Origin of the sequence: Halorientalis persicus, from assembly GCF_900110215.1 — an archaeon.
Taxonomy (GTDB): domain Archaea; phylum Halobacteriota; class Halobacteria; order Halobacteriales; family Haloarculaceae; genus Halorientalis; species Halorientalis persica.
In genome coordinates this window covers 150,720-166,307 of record NZ_FOCX01000006.1, presented here as the reverse complement: position 1 = coordinate 166,307, position 15,588 = coordinate 150,720, and the positions used below count along the sequence as shown (strand labels likewise).

General features: G+C 67.8%; 12 protein-coding genes. 2 read left to right on the top strand and 10 right to left on the bottom strand.

Going from position 1 to position 15,588, the window contains the following annotated elements; genetic code table 11:
* Nucleotides 1-2: 2 nt before the first annotated feature.
* Nucleotides 3-1,223: a TIGR04347 family pseudo-SAM/SPASM protein gene (locus tag BMX17_RS09025; RefSeq protein WP_092659177.1), complete on the bottom strand. Its 1,221-nt coding sequence runs from the start codon at nucleotides 1,221-1,223 to the stop codon at nucleotides 3-5.
* Nucleotides 1,224-1,448: 225 nt separating this feature from the next.
* Here BMX17_RS09025 and BMX17_RS09020 point away from each other — a divergent pair, with 225 nt between their 5' ends.
* Nucleotides 1,449-1,913 carry a halocyanin domain-containing protein gene (locus tag BMX17_RS09020; protein WP_244514964.1) on the top strand — a complete coding sequence of 155 codons (465 nt, stop codon included), beginning with the start codon at nucleotides 1,449-1,451 and terminating at the stop codon, nucleotides 1,911-1,913.
* Nucleotides 1,914-2,102: 189 nt separating this feature from the next.
* A complete protein-coding gene (locus tag BMX17_RS09015; protein WP_092659173.1) occupies nucleotides 2,103-2,378 on the top strand; it encodes a DUF7520 family protein in 276 nt (91 codons plus the stop codon).
* 4 nt (nucleotides 2,379-2,382) lie between these two features.
* On the opposite strand, the gene BMX17_RS09010 is transcribed toward BMX17_RS09015, so the two are convergent.
* The 9 genes from BMX17_RS09010 to BMX17_RS08970 form a co-directional block, all read right to left on the bottom strand.
* On the bottom strand, nucleotides 2,383-3,999 hold the full coding sequence (locus BMX17_RS09010; RefSeq protein WP_092659171.1) for a long-chain-fatty-acid--CoA ligase: 1,617 nt from the start codon (nucleotides 3,997-3,999) through the stop codon (nucleotides 2,383-2,385).
* A 75-nt stretch (nucleotides 4,000-4,074) separates the two neighbouring features.
* Nucleotides 4,075-6,420, bottom strand: a complete 2,346-nt coding sequence (locus BMX17_RS09005) for an ATP-binding protein (protein ID WP_092659169.1) — start codon at nucleotides 6,418-6,420, stop codon at nucleotides 4,075-4,077.
* 136 nt (nucleotides 6,421-6,556) lie between these two features.
* On the bottom strand, nucleotides 6,557-8,257 hold the full coding sequence (locus BMX17_RS09000) for an acyl-CoA mutase large subunit family protein (protein WP_092659167.1): 1,701 nt from the start codon (nucleotides 8,255-8,257) through the stop codon (nucleotides 6,557-6,559).
* A gap of 63 nt (nucleotides 8,258-8,320) precedes the next feature.
* The gene (locus tag BMX17_RS08995; RefSeq protein ID WP_139203454.1) at nucleotides 8,321-10,714 is read right to left on the bottom strand and encodes a hypothetical protein; all 2,394 of its coding nucleotides are present in this window, start codon (nucleotides 10,712-10,714) and stop codon (nucleotides 8,321-8,323) included.
* 72 nt (nucleotides 10,715-10,786) lie between these two features.
* Nucleotides 10,787-11,554, bottom strand: coding sequence for a crotonase/enoyl-CoA hydratase family protein (locus BMX17_RS08990; protein WP_092659163.1), 768 nt, complete (start codon nucleotides 11,552-11,554; stop codon nucleotides 10,787-10,789).
* A gap of 56 nt (nucleotides 11,555-11,610) precedes the next feature.
* Nucleotides 11,611-12,417 (bottom strand): CBS pair associated ParBc domain-containing protein, encoded by an 807-nt coding sequence (locus BMX17_RS08985; RefSeq protein ID WP_092659161.1) that lies wholly within the window; start codon nucleotides 12,415-12,417, stop codon nucleotides 11,611-11,613.
* Between the two features lie 54 nt (nucleotides 12,418-12,471).
* The gene (locus BMX17_RS08980; protein ID WP_092659159.1) at nucleotides 12,472-14,064 is read right to left on the bottom strand and encodes a DHH family phosphoesterase; all 1,593 of its coding nucleotides are present in this window, start codon (nucleotides 14,062-14,064) and stop codon (nucleotides 12,472-12,474) included.
* A 58-nt stretch (nucleotides 14,065-14,122) separates the two neighbouring features.
* Entirely contained in the window at nucleotides 14,123-14,551 is a 429-nt protein-coding gene (gene lrpA1, locus BMX17_RS08975; protein WP_092659157.1) for an HTH-type transcriptional regulator LrpA1, read from the bottom strand.
* 99 nt (nucleotides 14,552-14,650) lie between these two features.
* Nucleotides 14,651-15,586, bottom strand: coding sequence for a thiamine pyrophosphate-dependent enzyme (locus BMX17_RS08970; protein WP_092659155.1), 936 nt, complete (start codon nucleotides 15,584-15,586; stop codon nucleotides 14,651-14,653).
* Nucleotides 15,587-15,588 lie beyond the last annotated feature (2 nt).

Sequence of the window (15,588 nt, the reverse complement as noted above, 5' to 3'; positions counted from 1 at the left end):
ACTCAGTCCGCCGGTTCGGGGCCAGTGTCGAAGACCGGATTCTGCCCCTCGATCTCGTCGTCGTGGAGGTAACACTGCGGGTCGGGGGCGAAGGGGTCGTCGTGGACCGACAGCGCGCGTAGGCGGGAGCCGCCCCGACAGACCGACTGGTAGGCACAGTCGGCACACTTGCCCTTGAGGTGGTCCTCGCGGTTGCGCAGTTTCTGCAGGAACTGGTTCGACTCGTCGTCCCAGATCGCGCCGAACGGCCGATCGCGGACGTTGCCCAGCGAGTAGTTCTGCCAGAACTGGGTGAGGTGGACGTTGCCCTGGTAGTCCACGTCGGCGACGCGCTCGCCGGTCGGGTCGCCGCCGTTGACCTGCAGGTACCGGTAGATCCGCTCGGCCGCGGCCTCGCTCAGGTGCTCGCGGGCGTACTCGACGAGGTAGCCGGCGTCGGCGTAGTTGCCCACGAGCAGCGTCTCGATCTCCTCGCCGCGGGCGTGGTACTCGCGGGTCATGTCACAGACGGTCCGGACGGCCTCGCGCCGCTCGGCGGGCGTGAGGTCCACGTCCTGAATCTCGTCGCCGCGGCCCCCGTAGTCCAGATGGTAGAAACAGAACCGGTCGAGGCCGGCGTCGTGGAGCAACTCGACCACGTCTTCGAGGTCGTCGGCGTTGTGTTTCGTGATGGTGTACCGGAGGCCGGTCTTGAGGCCGGCCGACTGGCAGGCCTCGATGCCCCGGAGCGCGGCGTCGAAGGCCCCGTCCTGCCCGCGGAACGCGTCGTTTCGCTCGGGGAGCCCGTCGACGGAGACGCCGGCGTACTTGAGACCGGCCGCCTTCAGATCGCGGGCACGCTCCTCGGTGATGAGCGTCCCGTTGGTCGAGAGGACCGGACGGATGCCGTTGTCGGCGGCGTAGGCGACGAGTTCTTCGAGGTCCTCGCGGACGAGCGGTTCGCCGCCCGAGAAGAGCACGACGGGCACGCCGTAGTCGGCCAGGTCGTCGAGCAGGCGTTTCCCCTCGGCCGTCGAGAGTTCGCCAGGGGCACACTCGGTGTCGGCGGCGGCGTAGCAGTGGTCACAGTAGAGGTTGCACTGTTTCGTGGTGTTCCAGACGACGACCGGGCGGCGCTGTTTCTCCTCGCGGATCTGCTCGCGGTCGGACTCGTCGGCGGCGTCGTAGCGCAGGCCGTCCCCCTCCGCGTCCAGATCACAGAGGAGTTTGCTGACCGAGATCATCGGGTCACCTCCGCCGTCGGCGACCGGTCACGACCCACGATACTGCGGGCGTCTGTCTGCAGTCTCGGCGACATACGTGATCGAAGGGAACACGTTCACAAACAGCCACTGTACGTTTTCACACCCTGGGAACGGATCCTTCTCTTTACCCGTGTTCATCCCTGAGTCTCTACCGAGGTGACCAGAGACATGGAGAGACGTACGTTCGTGCGTGGTATCGGAGCGATGACAGTGGCAGGCGCGCTCGCGGGCTGTAGCGGCGGCGGTGGGAACAACGGTGACGGTGGCGGGGACGACACCCCGACCGGCAGTGGCGGCGGTGACGAGACCGTCAGCGCCCCCAGCGAGGTCGACACCTACCTGAACGAGAACGATGCGAACGGCTACGATGGCAGTGCAGTCGACATGACCGGCCAGGATTCCATCGAGGTCAGCGTCGGTGTCGGCGACCTCGGCTACGGATTCGATCCCGCCGCAGTCGTCGTCTCCCCCGGAACCGAAGTGGTCTGGGTCTGGACGGGCAACGGCGGTTCACACAACGTCATCTCGAACGACGACGCCTTCGAGAGCGAACTCCAGTCCAGCGCCGGTTCGACCTTCTCACACACCTTCGAGGAGACGGGGAACTACACTTACTACTGTAACCCCCACAGCGCGAACGGTATGCACGGCGCTGTCGTCGTCGAGTAACAGCGTCGATCTTCTACATTTTCGGGTTGCTCGCAGCGACCCACCGGCTCAGCTGACGACCAGCACGAACCCCGTCACGAACATCAGCAGCGCGATCCCGGCCAGGACGAGAAAGAGCAGGTCTTTTTCGGACATTACTACTACGTAGGAAGTGAAACGGCTAATTACCTTCGTCTCCAAGTTCGGTCAATGACAGACACGGTTACCCGTTCCCCGACCGATCGTCCGGGCAATCGCGTCGTGCTGTTCATCTACGTCGTCATCGTCGCCATCGCCGGCGTGATGGGATTCATACTCGGGAACGCCCGGCCCGAGGACCTGGATCCGGAACTGCTCGGGTTCATCCAGTTGCCACCGAACGCGTTTGGAACCGCCCTGTACGGGATGCTGACGGTCGCTATCGGCCTGGGCATCATGCTCGGGCTGGTGATCTACGTCTCGGATCGGTACGCGAGCAGCGACTGACGCTCTAGCCCTGCCCGACCATGCTGTCCTCGTCGTCCCACTCCTGCTCGCGCAACTCGTATTTCTGTATCTTCCCCGTCGCCGTCGTCGGGAGTTCCTCGACGAACTCGAACCGGCGGACGACCTTGTAGCCGGCCAGCCGTGACTCACAGAACTCCTTGAGTTCGTCCGTCGAGACCGGCGGGTTCTCGGGGTCGTCGTTGGCCGGGACGACGAAGGCCTTGGGCGTCTCGCCCCACTCCTCGCTGGGCGCGGGGATGACCGCGACCTGACTCACCGCGTCGTGTTCGTAGAGCGTGTCCTCGAGTTCGATGCTGGAGATGTTCTCCCCGCCCGAGATGATGATGTCTTTCTTGCGGTCCTGGATCGAGATCATCCCGTTGTCGTCGACCACGCCGAGGTCGCCGGTGTGATAGTAGCCCTCGATGCGGTCGGTGAAGGCCTCCTCGGTGGCGTCGGGCTTGTTCCAGTACCGATCCATCACCTGGTTGCCCCGGACGACCACCTCGCCGATTGTCTCGTCGTCCCAGGCGACTTCCTCGCCGTTCTCGTCGACGACGCGCACGTCGGTCCCGAGATAGCCAAGACCCTGTCGCTTCTTGACCTTGAAGCGGGCGTCGCTGTCGTCGTACAGCCGACGAGCGTCGGACGTGGTGATGAGCGGGCCGGTCTCGGTCGCGCCGTAGACGTGTTTCAGGTGCCAGCCGAACTCGTCTTCCACTGTGCGGATGGTCGCCTCCGGCGGCGCGCTCCCGGCGGTGGCGATTCGCACGTCGTTCGCGCCCGTAGTGGCCACGTCGCCGTCCTCGCTCTCGTAGTGATCGGAGAGCATATTCAGCACCGTCGGCGCACCACAGAGGTAGGACACGTCTTCCTCGGCGACGGTCTCGAAGATCCACCCGGCGTCGACCCCGCGGGTACAGACGTGGGTCGCACCCATGCCGGTGACGGCGTAGATGTGGCCCCAGCCGTTGACGTGGAACATCGGCAGCGTCCAGAGGTACACGTCGTCGTCCCGGATCTCCTGATGGACCGAGATGAGGTAGGCGTGGAGCGTCTCGGTCCGGTGGGTCCGGACGACGCCCTTGGGGTCGCCGGTCGTCCCCGACGTGTAGTTGATCGTGATGTCGTCGTCCTCGTCCATCTCGGGCCGGTCGTAGTCGGTGCCGGCGGCGTCGATCACGTCGTCGAACGACTCCCAGTCGCCGTCGACGGCCTCGGGGTCGTTCGTGACGAACGTCTCGGTCGGCACGTCGTCCCGGACGGCCTCGATCCGGTCGGCGTACTCGTGGTCGGCGTAGATCACGTCGACCTCCGCGTCGCGCAGGATGTACTCGAAGTCCTCGGGAACCAGCCGGTAGTTCAGCGGGGTGTGGACCGCACCCACCTGCATACTCCCGTAGGCGGCTTCGAGGTGGTAGTGAGTGTTCGGGTCCAGTACCGCCACGCGGTCGCCCTTCTCGATACCGCGATCCTGCAGAAACGCCGAGAACCCGTCGGCGCGTGCGCCCAGTTCGTCGTAACTGTACCGCTCCCCGGTCGTCGCGACGACGGCTTCCTCGTCACCGTAGTGGCGTCGTGCCCGGTCCAGAAAGTCCGTGACCAGCAGTGGTTTTTCCATCGCGGCTCGCAAAACGGGGGAAAACCTAATAGTAGTTTTCGACGGTCCCGCCTCCTGGGAACGACCGTTCGACTCTCAGCGGTCGGCAGTCGCGCCTGGACCGACGGGGAGCGACATCACCACGACCGACCCGTCCGGGCCGGCCTCGGGGACCGAGATCGAGCCCCCGGCGGCGGTGACGACCCAGTTGGCCAGCCACAGCCCGAGCCCGCTGCCGTGATCCAGCGGCGTCTCGGAGCCGCCCGCCAGCACGGCTCGGTCCTGTTCGGGGAGGCCGGGCCCTTCGTCGGCGATCCGGATCGTCACCGCGTCCCCGTCGCTGTCGATGTCGACCTCGACGGTCGGCGCGTCGGTGGTCGCGTGCTTGATCGCGTTCTCCAGCAACTCCCGGACGGCCACGTCGAGCGTCGGTTCGACGGCGGCTACGGCGTCGGCGTCACCCCGCACGACGAGCCTCGCGTCGGGGTACTCGGTGGTCAACGAGTCGCGGACCCGGTCGATCAGCGGGCCGATCTCGACGCTGTCGGCGTCGGGGTCGCGGTCGTCGAGTTGCCCGAACGTCCGGGCTTTCTCACCCAGTTCGGTCAGGTTCCGGGCCGTCTCGAGGATGCGCGCGAGGTGGGCCTGCTGGTCGCCCGACGCCAGCGCGTCTTCGAGCATGGAGGCCCGGCCGATGATGACGTTCATGTCGTTGCGGATGTTGTGCCGGAGGACGCGGTTGAAGACGCTCAGGGCCTGTTCGCGGTGGTTCCGGTCGCGCACGTCGCGGATGCTCGCGAGGACGTGATCTTGCCCGTCGAGTTCGAGTTGGGCGGCCGACACCTCGACCGGGATGCGGCCGCCGTCGCGGTGCCGGAGGAGGAGGTCGTCGGCTCGCGCACGGCCGGCGTCGAGTGCGGTCGCCACGAGTCGCCGGAACTCCTCGAGGTCGTCCCGACAGATCGTCGAGAGCGCGATCGTCCGCAGGTTCGACCGGTCGTAGCCCAGCAGTTCACACACTCGGTCGTTGCAGTCGACGATGGCGTCGGCGTCGGGCTCGACCAGGAGCAGGCCGTCGCTGGCCGACTCGAACATCCGCCTGAACCGCTCGCGCGCGGTCCGGAGCCGGTCGATCCACTCGGTCCGTTCGAGGGCAGCCACGACGTTGGATCCGAGCATCCCGGCCATCGACCGGTGGATCTCGTCGAAGGCCGCGGTCGTCCCCGACCCGGCGACCAGCACGCCCTCGGTACCGAGCGGTACGACCAGCAGGCTCCGGGAGGTTCCGGTGAATCCGGTCCCGTCCAGCCCGTCGGCGTCGTGGTACTGGCACAGTTCGCCGCCGTCCAGGGCTTCCCAGAGGCGCTCCCCCTCGCCGTCGGCCCGGTCGAGCGGGTCGGGGTCGGTCGGACAGCCGTGGCTCGCGGCCGCCCGGAGTGTCGTCCCGGGACCGTCGTCCACGAGCCAGACACGCGTCCGTGGCGCGTCGAGGGTGGCCACGGCGACCCCGGCGGCCGTGTCACAGACCGACTCGACCGTCGTCGCCCGCATCAGATCGGCGGTGCCGTCGTGGAGCGCGTCCAGGGCCGCCCCCCGGCGCGTCCGTTCGAGTTCGTGGCTGAGCCAGCGGGCGACGAGGCTGACGAACGCCTGCTCGGCCTCGCTGAAGGGGCCGTGTGGCGACCGATCCATGAAACAGACCGTGCCGTACAGCGATCCGCCGACCGTGATGCGGGCCCCGAGATAACACTCGATGTCGTGTTCCTCGTAGGCCGGGTCGTCAGCCCAGCCCTGCTCGGCGGCGTGGTTGAACGCCAGCACGTCCTCGGACTCGATGGTTCGCCGGCAGAACGTCGTCGGGAGGTCCATCAATTCGCTGGGTTCGATCGGTAACTGGCCGACGCTCGCGACCACCTCGTACCGTTCCGGGTCGCGGTCGATGGTCGAGAGGTGCGCGTTCTCGACGCCCAGCCTGTCGAGGCCGATGCCGAGGATGCGGTCGGCCTTCTCCTCGAAGGGGAGCGTCTCGTCGGTCGCCACGTCGTAGAGGTCACGGAGGTACCGACCGTCGGCGGGCACGTCGGGAGCCGGCGAGTCGTCGCAGGTTCGCCGTCCCTGAACGACGCCACGCACACGATTGGCCAGCGCCGTGTAGCGGTCTTCGTCGGCGACCACCAGGTCGGTGGCGTCGACTTCGGACGCCCGAGGGCGAACGCTCGGCGCGTCGGACGGCGTCGTGAGCACGACGAGCGGCACGCCATCCCTGTCACCGAGCGCGTCCCACTCGGAGTCCGGGAGCGGCGCGACGGCGACCACACAGTCCGGCGTCGTCCCGTCGTCGGGGACAGCCACATGGTCGTAGACGGTTTCGAGGACCCGAAGAACGTCACTGCGGACGGGATCGGCGTCGGCGACGATCCGCGTCGTGAGTCGCGCCGTCATCCCTGGGCTGCAACCCGAGTGCTGGCGTGACGAGGGCCACCTGCAGACAGGATAGAGCGCGTCGTTCGGTCAGTCATGCTCTCCCCGAGGAACGGAACCAGCATCAAAGTACGGGACAGTTCGGCCCGAGACACACTCAGGCCAGTCCGACGGTCTCCTGATAGGAGCCGTAGTGGTCCTCGAAGACGCCCATGATCTCGCCCATCGTCGCGTAGGCCTTCACGGCGTCGACGATGGCGGGCATGACGTTCTCGTCGTTCTCGATGGCCGCGCGCACGTCGGTCAGGGCGTCGTCGACCGCGCCGTCGTCGCGCTCGGCTTTCACCGCGCCCAGGCGCTCACGCTGGCGCTCGCCCGTCGTCTCGTCGACCCGCAACAGGTCCGGCGACGTGTCCTCGTCGATGGTGTACTCGTTGACCCCCACGACGACCTCCTCGCCCTCGTCGACCCGCTCCTGGTACTCGTAGGCCGCGTCCTGGATCTCGCGGTGGAAGTAGCCGTCCTCGATCCCTTTCAGTACGCCGTCCCGGACCGACCCGTCGCCCATCTCACGGATCTCTTCGAGATACGCCATCGTCTCGGCCTCGACCTCGTCGGTCAGGGCCTCGACGGCATAGCTCCCGCCCATCGGGTCCACGATGTCGGCCGCGCCGGACTCCTCGGCGATGATCTGCTGGGTCCGCAGTGCGACCCGGACCGCCTCCTCGCTGGGCAGGGCCAGCGCCTCGTCGAAGCTGTTGGTGTGGAGGCTCTGGGTCCCGCCCAGCACACCCGCGAGCGCCTGGATCGTCACGCGGACGATGTTGTTGAGCGGTTGCTGTGCGGTCAGGGACTGCCCCGCCGTCTGGGTGTGGAACTTCATCTGTTTGGCGGCGTCGCTCTCGGCGTCGTACCACTCGTCCATCAGCCGGGCGTAGATGCGCCGGCCCGCCCGGAACTTCGCCACCTCCTCGAAGATGGAGTTGTGGGAGTTGAAGAAAAAGGACAGCTGGGGCCCGAAGGCGTCGATGTCGAGCCCGCGGTCCAGGCAGTCCTCGACGTAGGCGAAGCCGTCCGCGAGGGTGAAGGCCAGTTCCTGCACAGCGGTCGAGCCGGCCTCGCGGATGTGATAGCCCGACACGGAGACGGGCTTGAACTTCGGGGTCTGGTCGACGGCGAACTCGATCACGTCCGTCACCACGTCCAGCGAGGCCGCCGGGGGCACCACCCACTCCTTCTGGGCGATGAACTCCTTGAGCATATCGTTCTGGAGAGTGCCCCGGATCTCCTCGCGGGGGACGCCCTGCCGGTCGGCCAGCGCCAGGTACATCGCGTAGATCACCGGCGCGCTCGGATTGATCGTGAAGGAAGTCGAGACCTCGCCGAGGTCGATCCCTTCGAAGAGGATCTCCATGTCCCGGAGCGTGTCGACGGCGACGCCCTCACGGCCGACCTCGCCCTGGCTCATCCGGTCGTCGCTGTCCAGGCCCATCAGGCTCGGCATATCGAAGGCCACCGAGAGGCCGGTCTGACCCTCGTCGATCAGGTAGTGGAAGCGCTCGTTGGTCTCTTCGGCCGTGCCGAAGCCGGCGAACTGCCGCATGGTCCAGGTCCGGCCCCGGTACATCGTCGGGTATACCCCGCGCGTGTACGGTGCTTCGCCGGGGAAGCCGAGATCATCGCCGTAGTCCAGATCGGCCACATCTTCGGGGGTGTACAGCCGGTCGACCTCGTGGTTGGAGACGGTCGCGAATCGATCTCGTCGCTCGCCGTGTCGGTCGAGTACGGAGTCGAGCGTCTCACGCTCCCACGCCTCGCGGTCTGCTCGGATGGCCGCGAGGTCGTCCTCGTCGTACATGGCAGTCAATTACACACGGGGCGCGCTTAACGGTTCTGTCGGAGTGGCGGGGTCGGACTGGCCCTACGGGTGCCGCCGCGGTGCATCCACGTCCCGGTCCTCGTCGGTCGCCGCGGACACGTTCGTGATCGCGACCGTCACGTTCCGTCCACCCGGGACGGTGTAGGGCCGACCGTTCTCGTCGACGATCCAGTCGATCCGGTACCGGACGGTGTTCGTCGAGGGGCCCTCGGGGTCGACGGTGCGCGCGTCGGCGGTGACGCCGAGCGTCCCGACGGTGACGGTGCCGGTCGACGTGTTCGCGTCGAACGCCTGGGCGGACGCGTCGGCGTGGTCCGTCGAGCGACCCGCGCCCGCGCTGGCGGACGTGGCGTTGACCATCGTCTCCATCGAGAGGGTGACCGCCGGCTGGTCCGTCCGGTACGCGCTCATCGACATCGCACCAACGCCTGCCGAGAGCCCGTCGACCGTAACGTTCGCGGCCGCGCGACCGTCGACGGGCAGTTCGAGCGAACTCCGGTTCAGCGACACGGTGATCGGCCGCGGTGACGCGTTTCCGACCACGATTCGCGTCTCCGCCGTGGCACCACCATCGGCCGTGTCGGTGGCCCGGAACCGGAGGTCGTACAGCCCGGCGTCGACGCCGTCGACCGCGACGGTGACGTTCGCCTCGGCGTCGACCGAGAACCGGGCGGTGGGCGTTCCGTGGACCGTCTCGATCCCCTGGAACGCGTCGTTGTCCGCGAACATCGCGCGGAGCGTCGCGGCGTCGGCCTGCTCGCCCCGGAACCGATCGGCGCTCACCGACAGTCCGTAGTCGGAGCGATCCGAGTCGACGACGAACGTGATGTCTGACTCACCCGCCGCCCGGTCGACGTAGGTCGCCTCGTCGCTGCCCCGGGCCACGGGATACGGGCCGGGTTCGCCGTCCCGTGTCTCCCGCACGTCCCACGGCGGCGACCACGCCCGAACGTCGAGGGACTGTTCCTCGACCTCGAAGGTCGCGTCCGTTGGGTCGTCGGTCCGGTAGGCCGCGTCGTCGTAGAGGGCGACCGGGTCGCCGTCGGCCGTCCGCAGGTAGTACCGGCCGGCGTCGAGCGTCGCCGACTCGACGGCCATGGGCTGGTTCGGACGGCGCTCGACGCGTCGGACGACGTGGGGCTCGAACTCGTCGTACTCGCCGGGGACCGCGACGAGTTCGAAGCTGTCACCGAGACGCTGTGGCACCGCGAAGCGGAGGTCCTGCCCGCGGTAGTACGATTCATCGGAGGCGGCCTGCGCGTCGGGGTCGAGACCGGTCCCGTCGGTCGCGGCCGGCCACGTCACGTCGCGGACGACGCTGGCGACCGTCCCGTCGGGCACGGGGGAGCCGTTCCAGCCGACGAGGGTGACGCGCCGGTCGTCACCGGGGACGACGGTGGGCCGCTCGACGCCCCGGACCGTCTCGGTGAACTGCTGGCTCCCGTCGGCACCGACGCCGACGAACGTGGTCGCCGACGACTCGTCGAAGGCGTCACTGGCGACGAGCGCGACCCCGTCCTCGGTCGGAAACACGTCCTGTACCGAGTCCGACTCGCTCGTCGCGTAGACGCGACTCCAGCGCGGCACGCCGTCCGCACCGACCGACGCCGCCCACGGGTTCGCCTCGCCGAAGTCCGCGCGGTAGGTCCCGGCCACGACGAATCCGTCGTCGGTCGGCACCACGCCGGCGACGGTCTCGGGATCGAGGCCCTCGAAGGTCCGGTTCGTCGTGACCGCCCCGGACGCGTCGGTCCGCATGACCCAGGGATCCGAGAAACCGACCGTTCCGGCCATCAGGAACCCGTCGTCGGTGGCAGTCAGGGTCCGCGGCGCGGCCCGCACGTCGTAGGTCCGGTTCCAGACCAGGCTCCCGTCGGTCCCGTACTGTGTCAGTTCCAGTCCGTCCTCGTCGGGTGCCGCCCCGACGAGTGCGGGGCCGGTCTCGGTCACCGCCAGCCCACTGGTCGCGCCGACGGTCCGCGCTCCGTCGAGGGACTGCCGCCAGGACAGGTTCCCGTCGGGCGACGCCCGGATCAGCGAGAGCGCGTAACTTCCAGGCGTCGGCGTCGCCGAGTCGCCGACCGAGAGCTGCAACAGGTAGAGCGAGCCGTCCGGCCCCGGCTCGACCGCGACGACGCTGCTCCGGTTGTCCGTCTCGTACCGGCGCGTCCACGCGGTCGACCCGTCCGCCGCGAGTTTCGTCAGGGTCGCGTTCCCGTGACGGTAGTCAGTCGTGCCGCCCAGGACGAGCCCGCCGTCGGCCGTCCGCGCCGCACTGAAGACCGCCGTCCCGTCCAGCGTGCGATTGATCTCGGGCGTCGCCGTCTGTGCGTCCGCCGACGCTGTGCCTGCCGCCGGGCCGACGGCGACGAGACAGAGCGCGAGCAATACGACTGTCGATCCGACCGCTGTGCGTGTGGATGGAGGGCTGAACACGCCCGGCGTGTAGTTCCGGCCGACGCATAATAGTTCGCAAACGGAGATGTCGACGGGACGGCAGCTCCCGTCTCAGGTCCCGCCAGCGCCGTCGTCCGACTCGTCGATCCCCTCGCCGTGTCGGCCTTCGCCGCTGGCGAAGCGCTCCGCGCCCTCGTGGGCTGTCGACAGCGATCGACTCCCGTGCCAGGCCTCGACTTTCAGGCCCTCCTCCAGCGGGAGACCCGCGCCGTCGTACACCGCTGCTCGATCCGTCCGGACGGTCTGCTGGGGGAACTCGGCGATCGTCTCGGCCATCTCTCGGGCCGCGTCCAGCGCCGTCCCGTCCTCGACGACGCGGTTGACCAGCCCCCACTCGCGGGCCTCCGGGGCGTCGACCGGCCGTCCCGTGAGGATCATCTCCAGCGCTCGGCCCTGTCCGACGACCCGGGGGAGCCGCTGGGTGCCGCCGTCGACCAGCGGCACGCCGAACCGACGCTCGAAACAGCCGAAGGTCGCGCCCTCGCCCGCGACGCGCAGGTCGCACCACAGCGCCATCTCCAGCCCGCCAGCGACACAGTGGCCCTCGACGGCCGCGATGGTCGGCTTGTCGACCGTGGTCCGGGTGAAGCCGAGCCATCCCTCGGGGCCGTCTTCGAGGTCCATCTGCTCCAGATCCGCACCGGCCGAGAAGGTCTCCTCGTCGCCGGTCAGGACGCCGACGGCGGCGTCCTCGTCGTCGTCGAACCGTTCCCAGGCGGCCCGGAGTTCCCGCGCCGTCTCGCCGTCGATGGCGTGTTTCGCGTCCGGGCGGTCGATGGAGACGACCGCGACCGGGCCGTCACGCTCGTAGGTTACCATGGTACGCGCCCACAGAGCGGGCGAACGATGAAAGAACCACGGGGCGACACGCCCCGTCAGGCCTCGTCTTCTTGCAGGCGCTTGGTCGTCTCCACGAGCGGATGGTGGGCGTACTCGACTTCCTCGATGTCGTCGATGGAGTCGAGATTCTCCTTCCGTGCAGTCTCGGCCATCCCGAGTTCGACCCGCTGGTCGATGACGATGACGTAGGCATCCATCTCGTCGATTCCGAGGCTATCGGCGGCCTTGACGCGGTGGTGACCGTCGGCCAGCAGGAACTCCCCGTCGTTGTCGATGACGACGAGAGGCTCGGCCAGCCCCCGCTCCAGTTCGTAGCGCCGGCCCTCCAGTTCGTCGGCGTAGACCCGGCTCTGGGTGGGCGTGAGTTTCTCCAGGGAGACCTCGCGGCGGTCCTCGCGGGCCTCGATGCCGTGGATGGTTTCGAGGGTGCGCTGGAGTTTGTCCACCTTGCCGGGCGTGGCGCGTTCGATCTGACTGCGGATCACGTCGGCGTTGGAGATGATCCCGACGAGGTTGCCGGCGTCGTCGACGACGGGGAGCCGCTGGATGCCCGACCGGAGGATGACGCGGCCGGCGTCGTTGAGCTTCATGTCCGGATGCGCGACCAGCAGATCCTGTGTCATGACCTTGAAGATGGGTTCGTGGTCCTCGGCGAGCAGGAGGTCGCGGGCGCTGACGAACCCCTCGACGTGACGGCCGTCACAGACCGGGAACCCGCTGTGGGTGTCGTCGCTGTCGGCGATCCGACGGGCGACGGTCTCGACCGTGTCGTCCGGCGAGACGGTCGCCACGTCTCGGGTCATGTAATCTTTGACGCGTGGCTTCTCGTCCTCGGAATCCATCGTCCGTGACATCTCCCCGCGCCGGGAAAACCCCTTCGGCGTGTGGCCCCACGATCACCAGTGCGAGCCCTCGTCGGCGAACGGCTCCCCGAGCATCAGCCCCGTCCGCTCGCCCGGCGGCCGCTCCCGGAGCGCCTCGAAGAACCGCTCGGCCACGAACTTCTCCAGATCATCGACGAGTTCGGCTCCGTCGACGCTCTCGTCTTCCCCGTTCGCGACAGCGGTCTCGTCAGGGCTCCCGTCGGCGTCTGTGGTCTCGACTGCCGCCGCGGCGTCCTCGCCGTCGTCGTTTCGATCGAGCGCGTCGCCGTCGCTGGCCGGGTCCAGCGCGGTGTCGGTGACGGGGATCTGTGCGCCGGCCATGTCGGCGTGGCCCCCGGCGCTCCCGATCTGGTCGAACGCAGAGCGTAACGTCTCGCCCAGGTCGAGATCGGTCCCGCGGGCGCGGCCGGAGACGTAGATCACGCCGTCGATGATGCCGTAGACGACGGTCGCCTGCACGCCCTCGAGATTCAGCAGGCGGTCGGCGGCCTGGGCCAGCGCGTCCCGGTCGTTCAACTCGCCGACGCAACTGGTCAGGACCGGCCCGCGGCGGTCGCGGTTGCCGATGGCTCGCGCGATGGTCTCGAAGGTGCCGCCGCTGATCGACGGTGATTCGATCCGGTCGAGCGCGCCCATGTCCGCGGTCCGGACGACCGTCGCGGCCGCCTCGAAATCCGCCGTCGAGACCTCGCGCGTGAAGTCGTTCGTGTCGATCCGGATACCGAACAGGAGGCCGGTCGCCACGTCCTCCTCGAGGGTGATACCGAACTGGTCGAGGTACTGCACCAGCAGGGTGCTGGTCGCGCCGACGTTGCTCCGGAGGTCGACGAAGCGGGCGTCCACCGGAGCCCGGGGCGGGTGGTGGTCGATGACGATGTCGACGGGTGTGTCCTCGGGCAACTGGTCGTTGACACCCGGGCGAGAGTGATCGACCAGCGCGAACCCGCCGAATTGCGAGAGATCAGCGTCGTCCTCCAGTCGGGTGAGGTCGAACTCGAGGAGGTTGACGAAGGCACGGTTTTCCTGATGGGAGATCTGCCCGTAGTAACACACTTCGGCCTCGACGCCCAGCACCGCTGCCAGCCGCTGGAGTGCAACCGCGCTCGCGATGGCGTCCGGGTCGGGATTGTCGTGAGCGACGATGGCCAGCGGTTCCTCGACCTCCCAGAACGCCTGGCGGAGCTTCCGGGTCTGGAGCCCCTCGTCACCGATCCGGCGACTCAGGAAGTCGGCAGTCACAGCTCCCGGTTCGACTAGCGTGTCCGTCAGCGAGCGCAACTCCGAGAGGATCGCTTCGTCGGGTTCGAGGCCCGCGAAGGCAAAGAGCATCGCGTCGGGGACGGCCTCGCTGGCGACAGTCGCCCGACGGTAGTTCTCCCGGGGATCGTCACCCGCGACGACGACCGTGTCGACGCCGTCGGCGTGTTCGGCAAGCGTCGCGGCGTCGAGGGACTCCACGTGGGTCGCGGCGACGCCGTCCTCGCGCAGGCGCTCGACGCGCCGCTCGCTCGCTTCGAGAACCGACACCTCGCCCGGCCTGTCTGCGAGCGCCGAGACGAGGTCGTAACCGACCGATCCACACCCCACGACCAGCCGGGTATCCATGTCTCGCAATGGCGGGCGAGCGGGTATAAACAGTACGCACCGCGTCCACGGAGCCGGGTTACTTCAGCCGTTCCTGGAGGAAGGAGGGGTGAGCGGCGGCGACGCCGTCGCGGGCGACGATTTCCTCGTTGATCACGTCCCCCAGCGCGTCACCGTCTGGAGCGTGGACCTCCGCCATCAGCGTGTGGTCGCCACTGGACGTGTAGAGGGAGTCGATGGCGTCGATCTCTTTGAGTTCCCGGGTCACCTCGACGTAGCGTTCGCTCTCCACGTCGATCCCCACCAGGGCGATGGACTTGGAGGCGAGTTTCTTCGGGTCCACGTCCGCTGAATAGCCCACGATCACACCCTCGTCTTCGAGTTGCTGGATGTATTTGCGCACCGTAGGCTTGGACACGTCGGCCCGCTCGGCAATCTCTGCGTAGGAGGCCTGTGCGTCCTCTTCGAGGACGGACAGGATGCGCTCCTCCGTGGACTCGGCAGCCATACTGGTAGGTTTTGCGTCCGAGAAAAAATATCTTCCGAACCCGAAAACGGGTCGAAGGGGCCGAAAATTTCGCCTCACGAACCGAAAGCCGTCGGAATTTCAGCGGTGGTGGTGGAGCAGGTCGGCCGAGCGCTCCCACTCGCTGTCCTCGTCGAGATACCGCTCCGCGAGGGGGGCTTCAGGCATCTCGTCGGTGGCCTGTTTCTCCTCGGTGTAGGACGGCCGTTCCTCGTCGACGTAGAACCGGCCAGTGAGGACCTCACCCTCGTAGAGGCGGGACTCGGCGTCGTACATCGCGTCGGCGGCCTCGCGCCGGTCGGTCACGTCGAAGTCGAACTCATCGGAGTCCTGCACGTCGGTGTAGGGGACGTACTGCTTTGCGTCCTTGTTCCAGGTGGGACACTGCGTGAGGAAGTCGACGTGGGCGAACCCGTCGTGTTCGATGGCCTCGATCAGGATCTCCTTTGCCTGGTTCGGGTTGACCGCCGCCGTGCGGGCGATGTAGGACGACCCCGACGCCAGCGACAGCGACATGGGTCGCACGGGGTCCTTGGCGCTGCCGTGTGGCTGGGTCTTTGACTTGTGCCCTTTCGGACTGGTCGGGGAAGTCTGGCCCTTCGTCAGCCCGAAGATCTCGTTGTTGAACACGATGTAGGTGATGTCGTGGTTCTCCCGGGCAGTGTGCATGAAGTGGTTGCCGCCGATGCCGTAGCCGTCGCCGTCGCCACCGGCCGCGATGACTTCGAGACCGGGGTTGGCCAGCTTGGCGGCCCGGGCCACCGGCAGGGAGCGCCCGTGGATGCTGTGGAAGCCGTAGCTCTCGAAATAGGAGGAGAGCTTGCCCGAACAGCCGATGCCCGTCACGAGAAGGGTCTCGTCGGGCGTCCGGCCCACCTCGGGCATGGCCTGTTTCAGCGCCTTCAGGACGCCGAAGTCGCCACAGCCCGGACACCACGTGGCCTGCGGTTCGATGCCGGGTGTGAACTCGTCGCGGTCGATCTCCCGTTCCTCGCCGATCGCACTGAATACACTCATGA

Bases quoted from the DNA above. Each gene is read 5' to 3' on its own strand.
- BMX17_RS09025 (WP_092659177.1), bottom strand. From the start codon at position 1,223: ATGATCTCGGTCAGCAAACTCCTCTGTGATCTGGACGCGGAGGGGGAC.
- BMX17_RS09020 (WP_244514964.1), top strand. From the start codon at position 1,449: ATGACAGTGGCAGGCGCGCTCGCGGGCTGTAGCGGCGGCGGTGGGAAC.
- BMX17_RS09015 (WP_092659173.1), top strand. From the start codon at position 2,103: ATGACAGACACGGTTACCCGTTCCCCGACCGATCGTCCGGGCAATCGC.
- BMX17_RS09010 (WP_092659171.1), bottom strand. From the start codon at position 3,999: ATGGAAAAACCACTGCTGGTCACGGACTTTCTGGACCGGGCACGACGC.
- BMX17_RS09005 (WP_092659169.1), bottom strand. From the start codon at position 6,420: ATGACGGCGCGACTCACGACGCGGATCGTCGCCGACGCCGATCCCGTC.
- BMX17_RS09000 (WP_092659167.1), bottom strand. From the start codon at position 8,257: ATGTACGACGAGGACGACCTCGCGGCCATCCGAGCAGACCGCGAGGCG.
- BMX17_RS08990 (WP_092659163.1), bottom strand. From the start codon at position 11,554: ATGGTAACCTACGAGCGTGACGGCCCGGTCGCGGTCGTCTCCATCGAC.
- BMX17_RS08985 (WP_092659161.1), bottom strand. From the start codon at position 12,417: ATGGATTCCGAGGACGAGAAGCCACGCGTCAAAGATTACATGACCCGA.
- BMX17_RS08980 (WP_092659159.1), bottom strand. From the start codon at position 14,064: ATGGATACCCGGCTGGTCGTGGGGTGTGGATCGGTCGGTTACGACCTC.
- lrpA1 (WP_092659157.1), bottom strand. From the start codon at position 14,551: ATGGCTGCCGAGTCCACGGAGGAGCGCATCCTGTCCGTCCTCGAAGAG.
- BMX17_RS08970 (WP_092659155.1), bottom strand. From the start codon at position 15,586: ATGAGTGTATTCAGTGCGATCGGCGAGGAACGGGAGATCGACCGCGAC.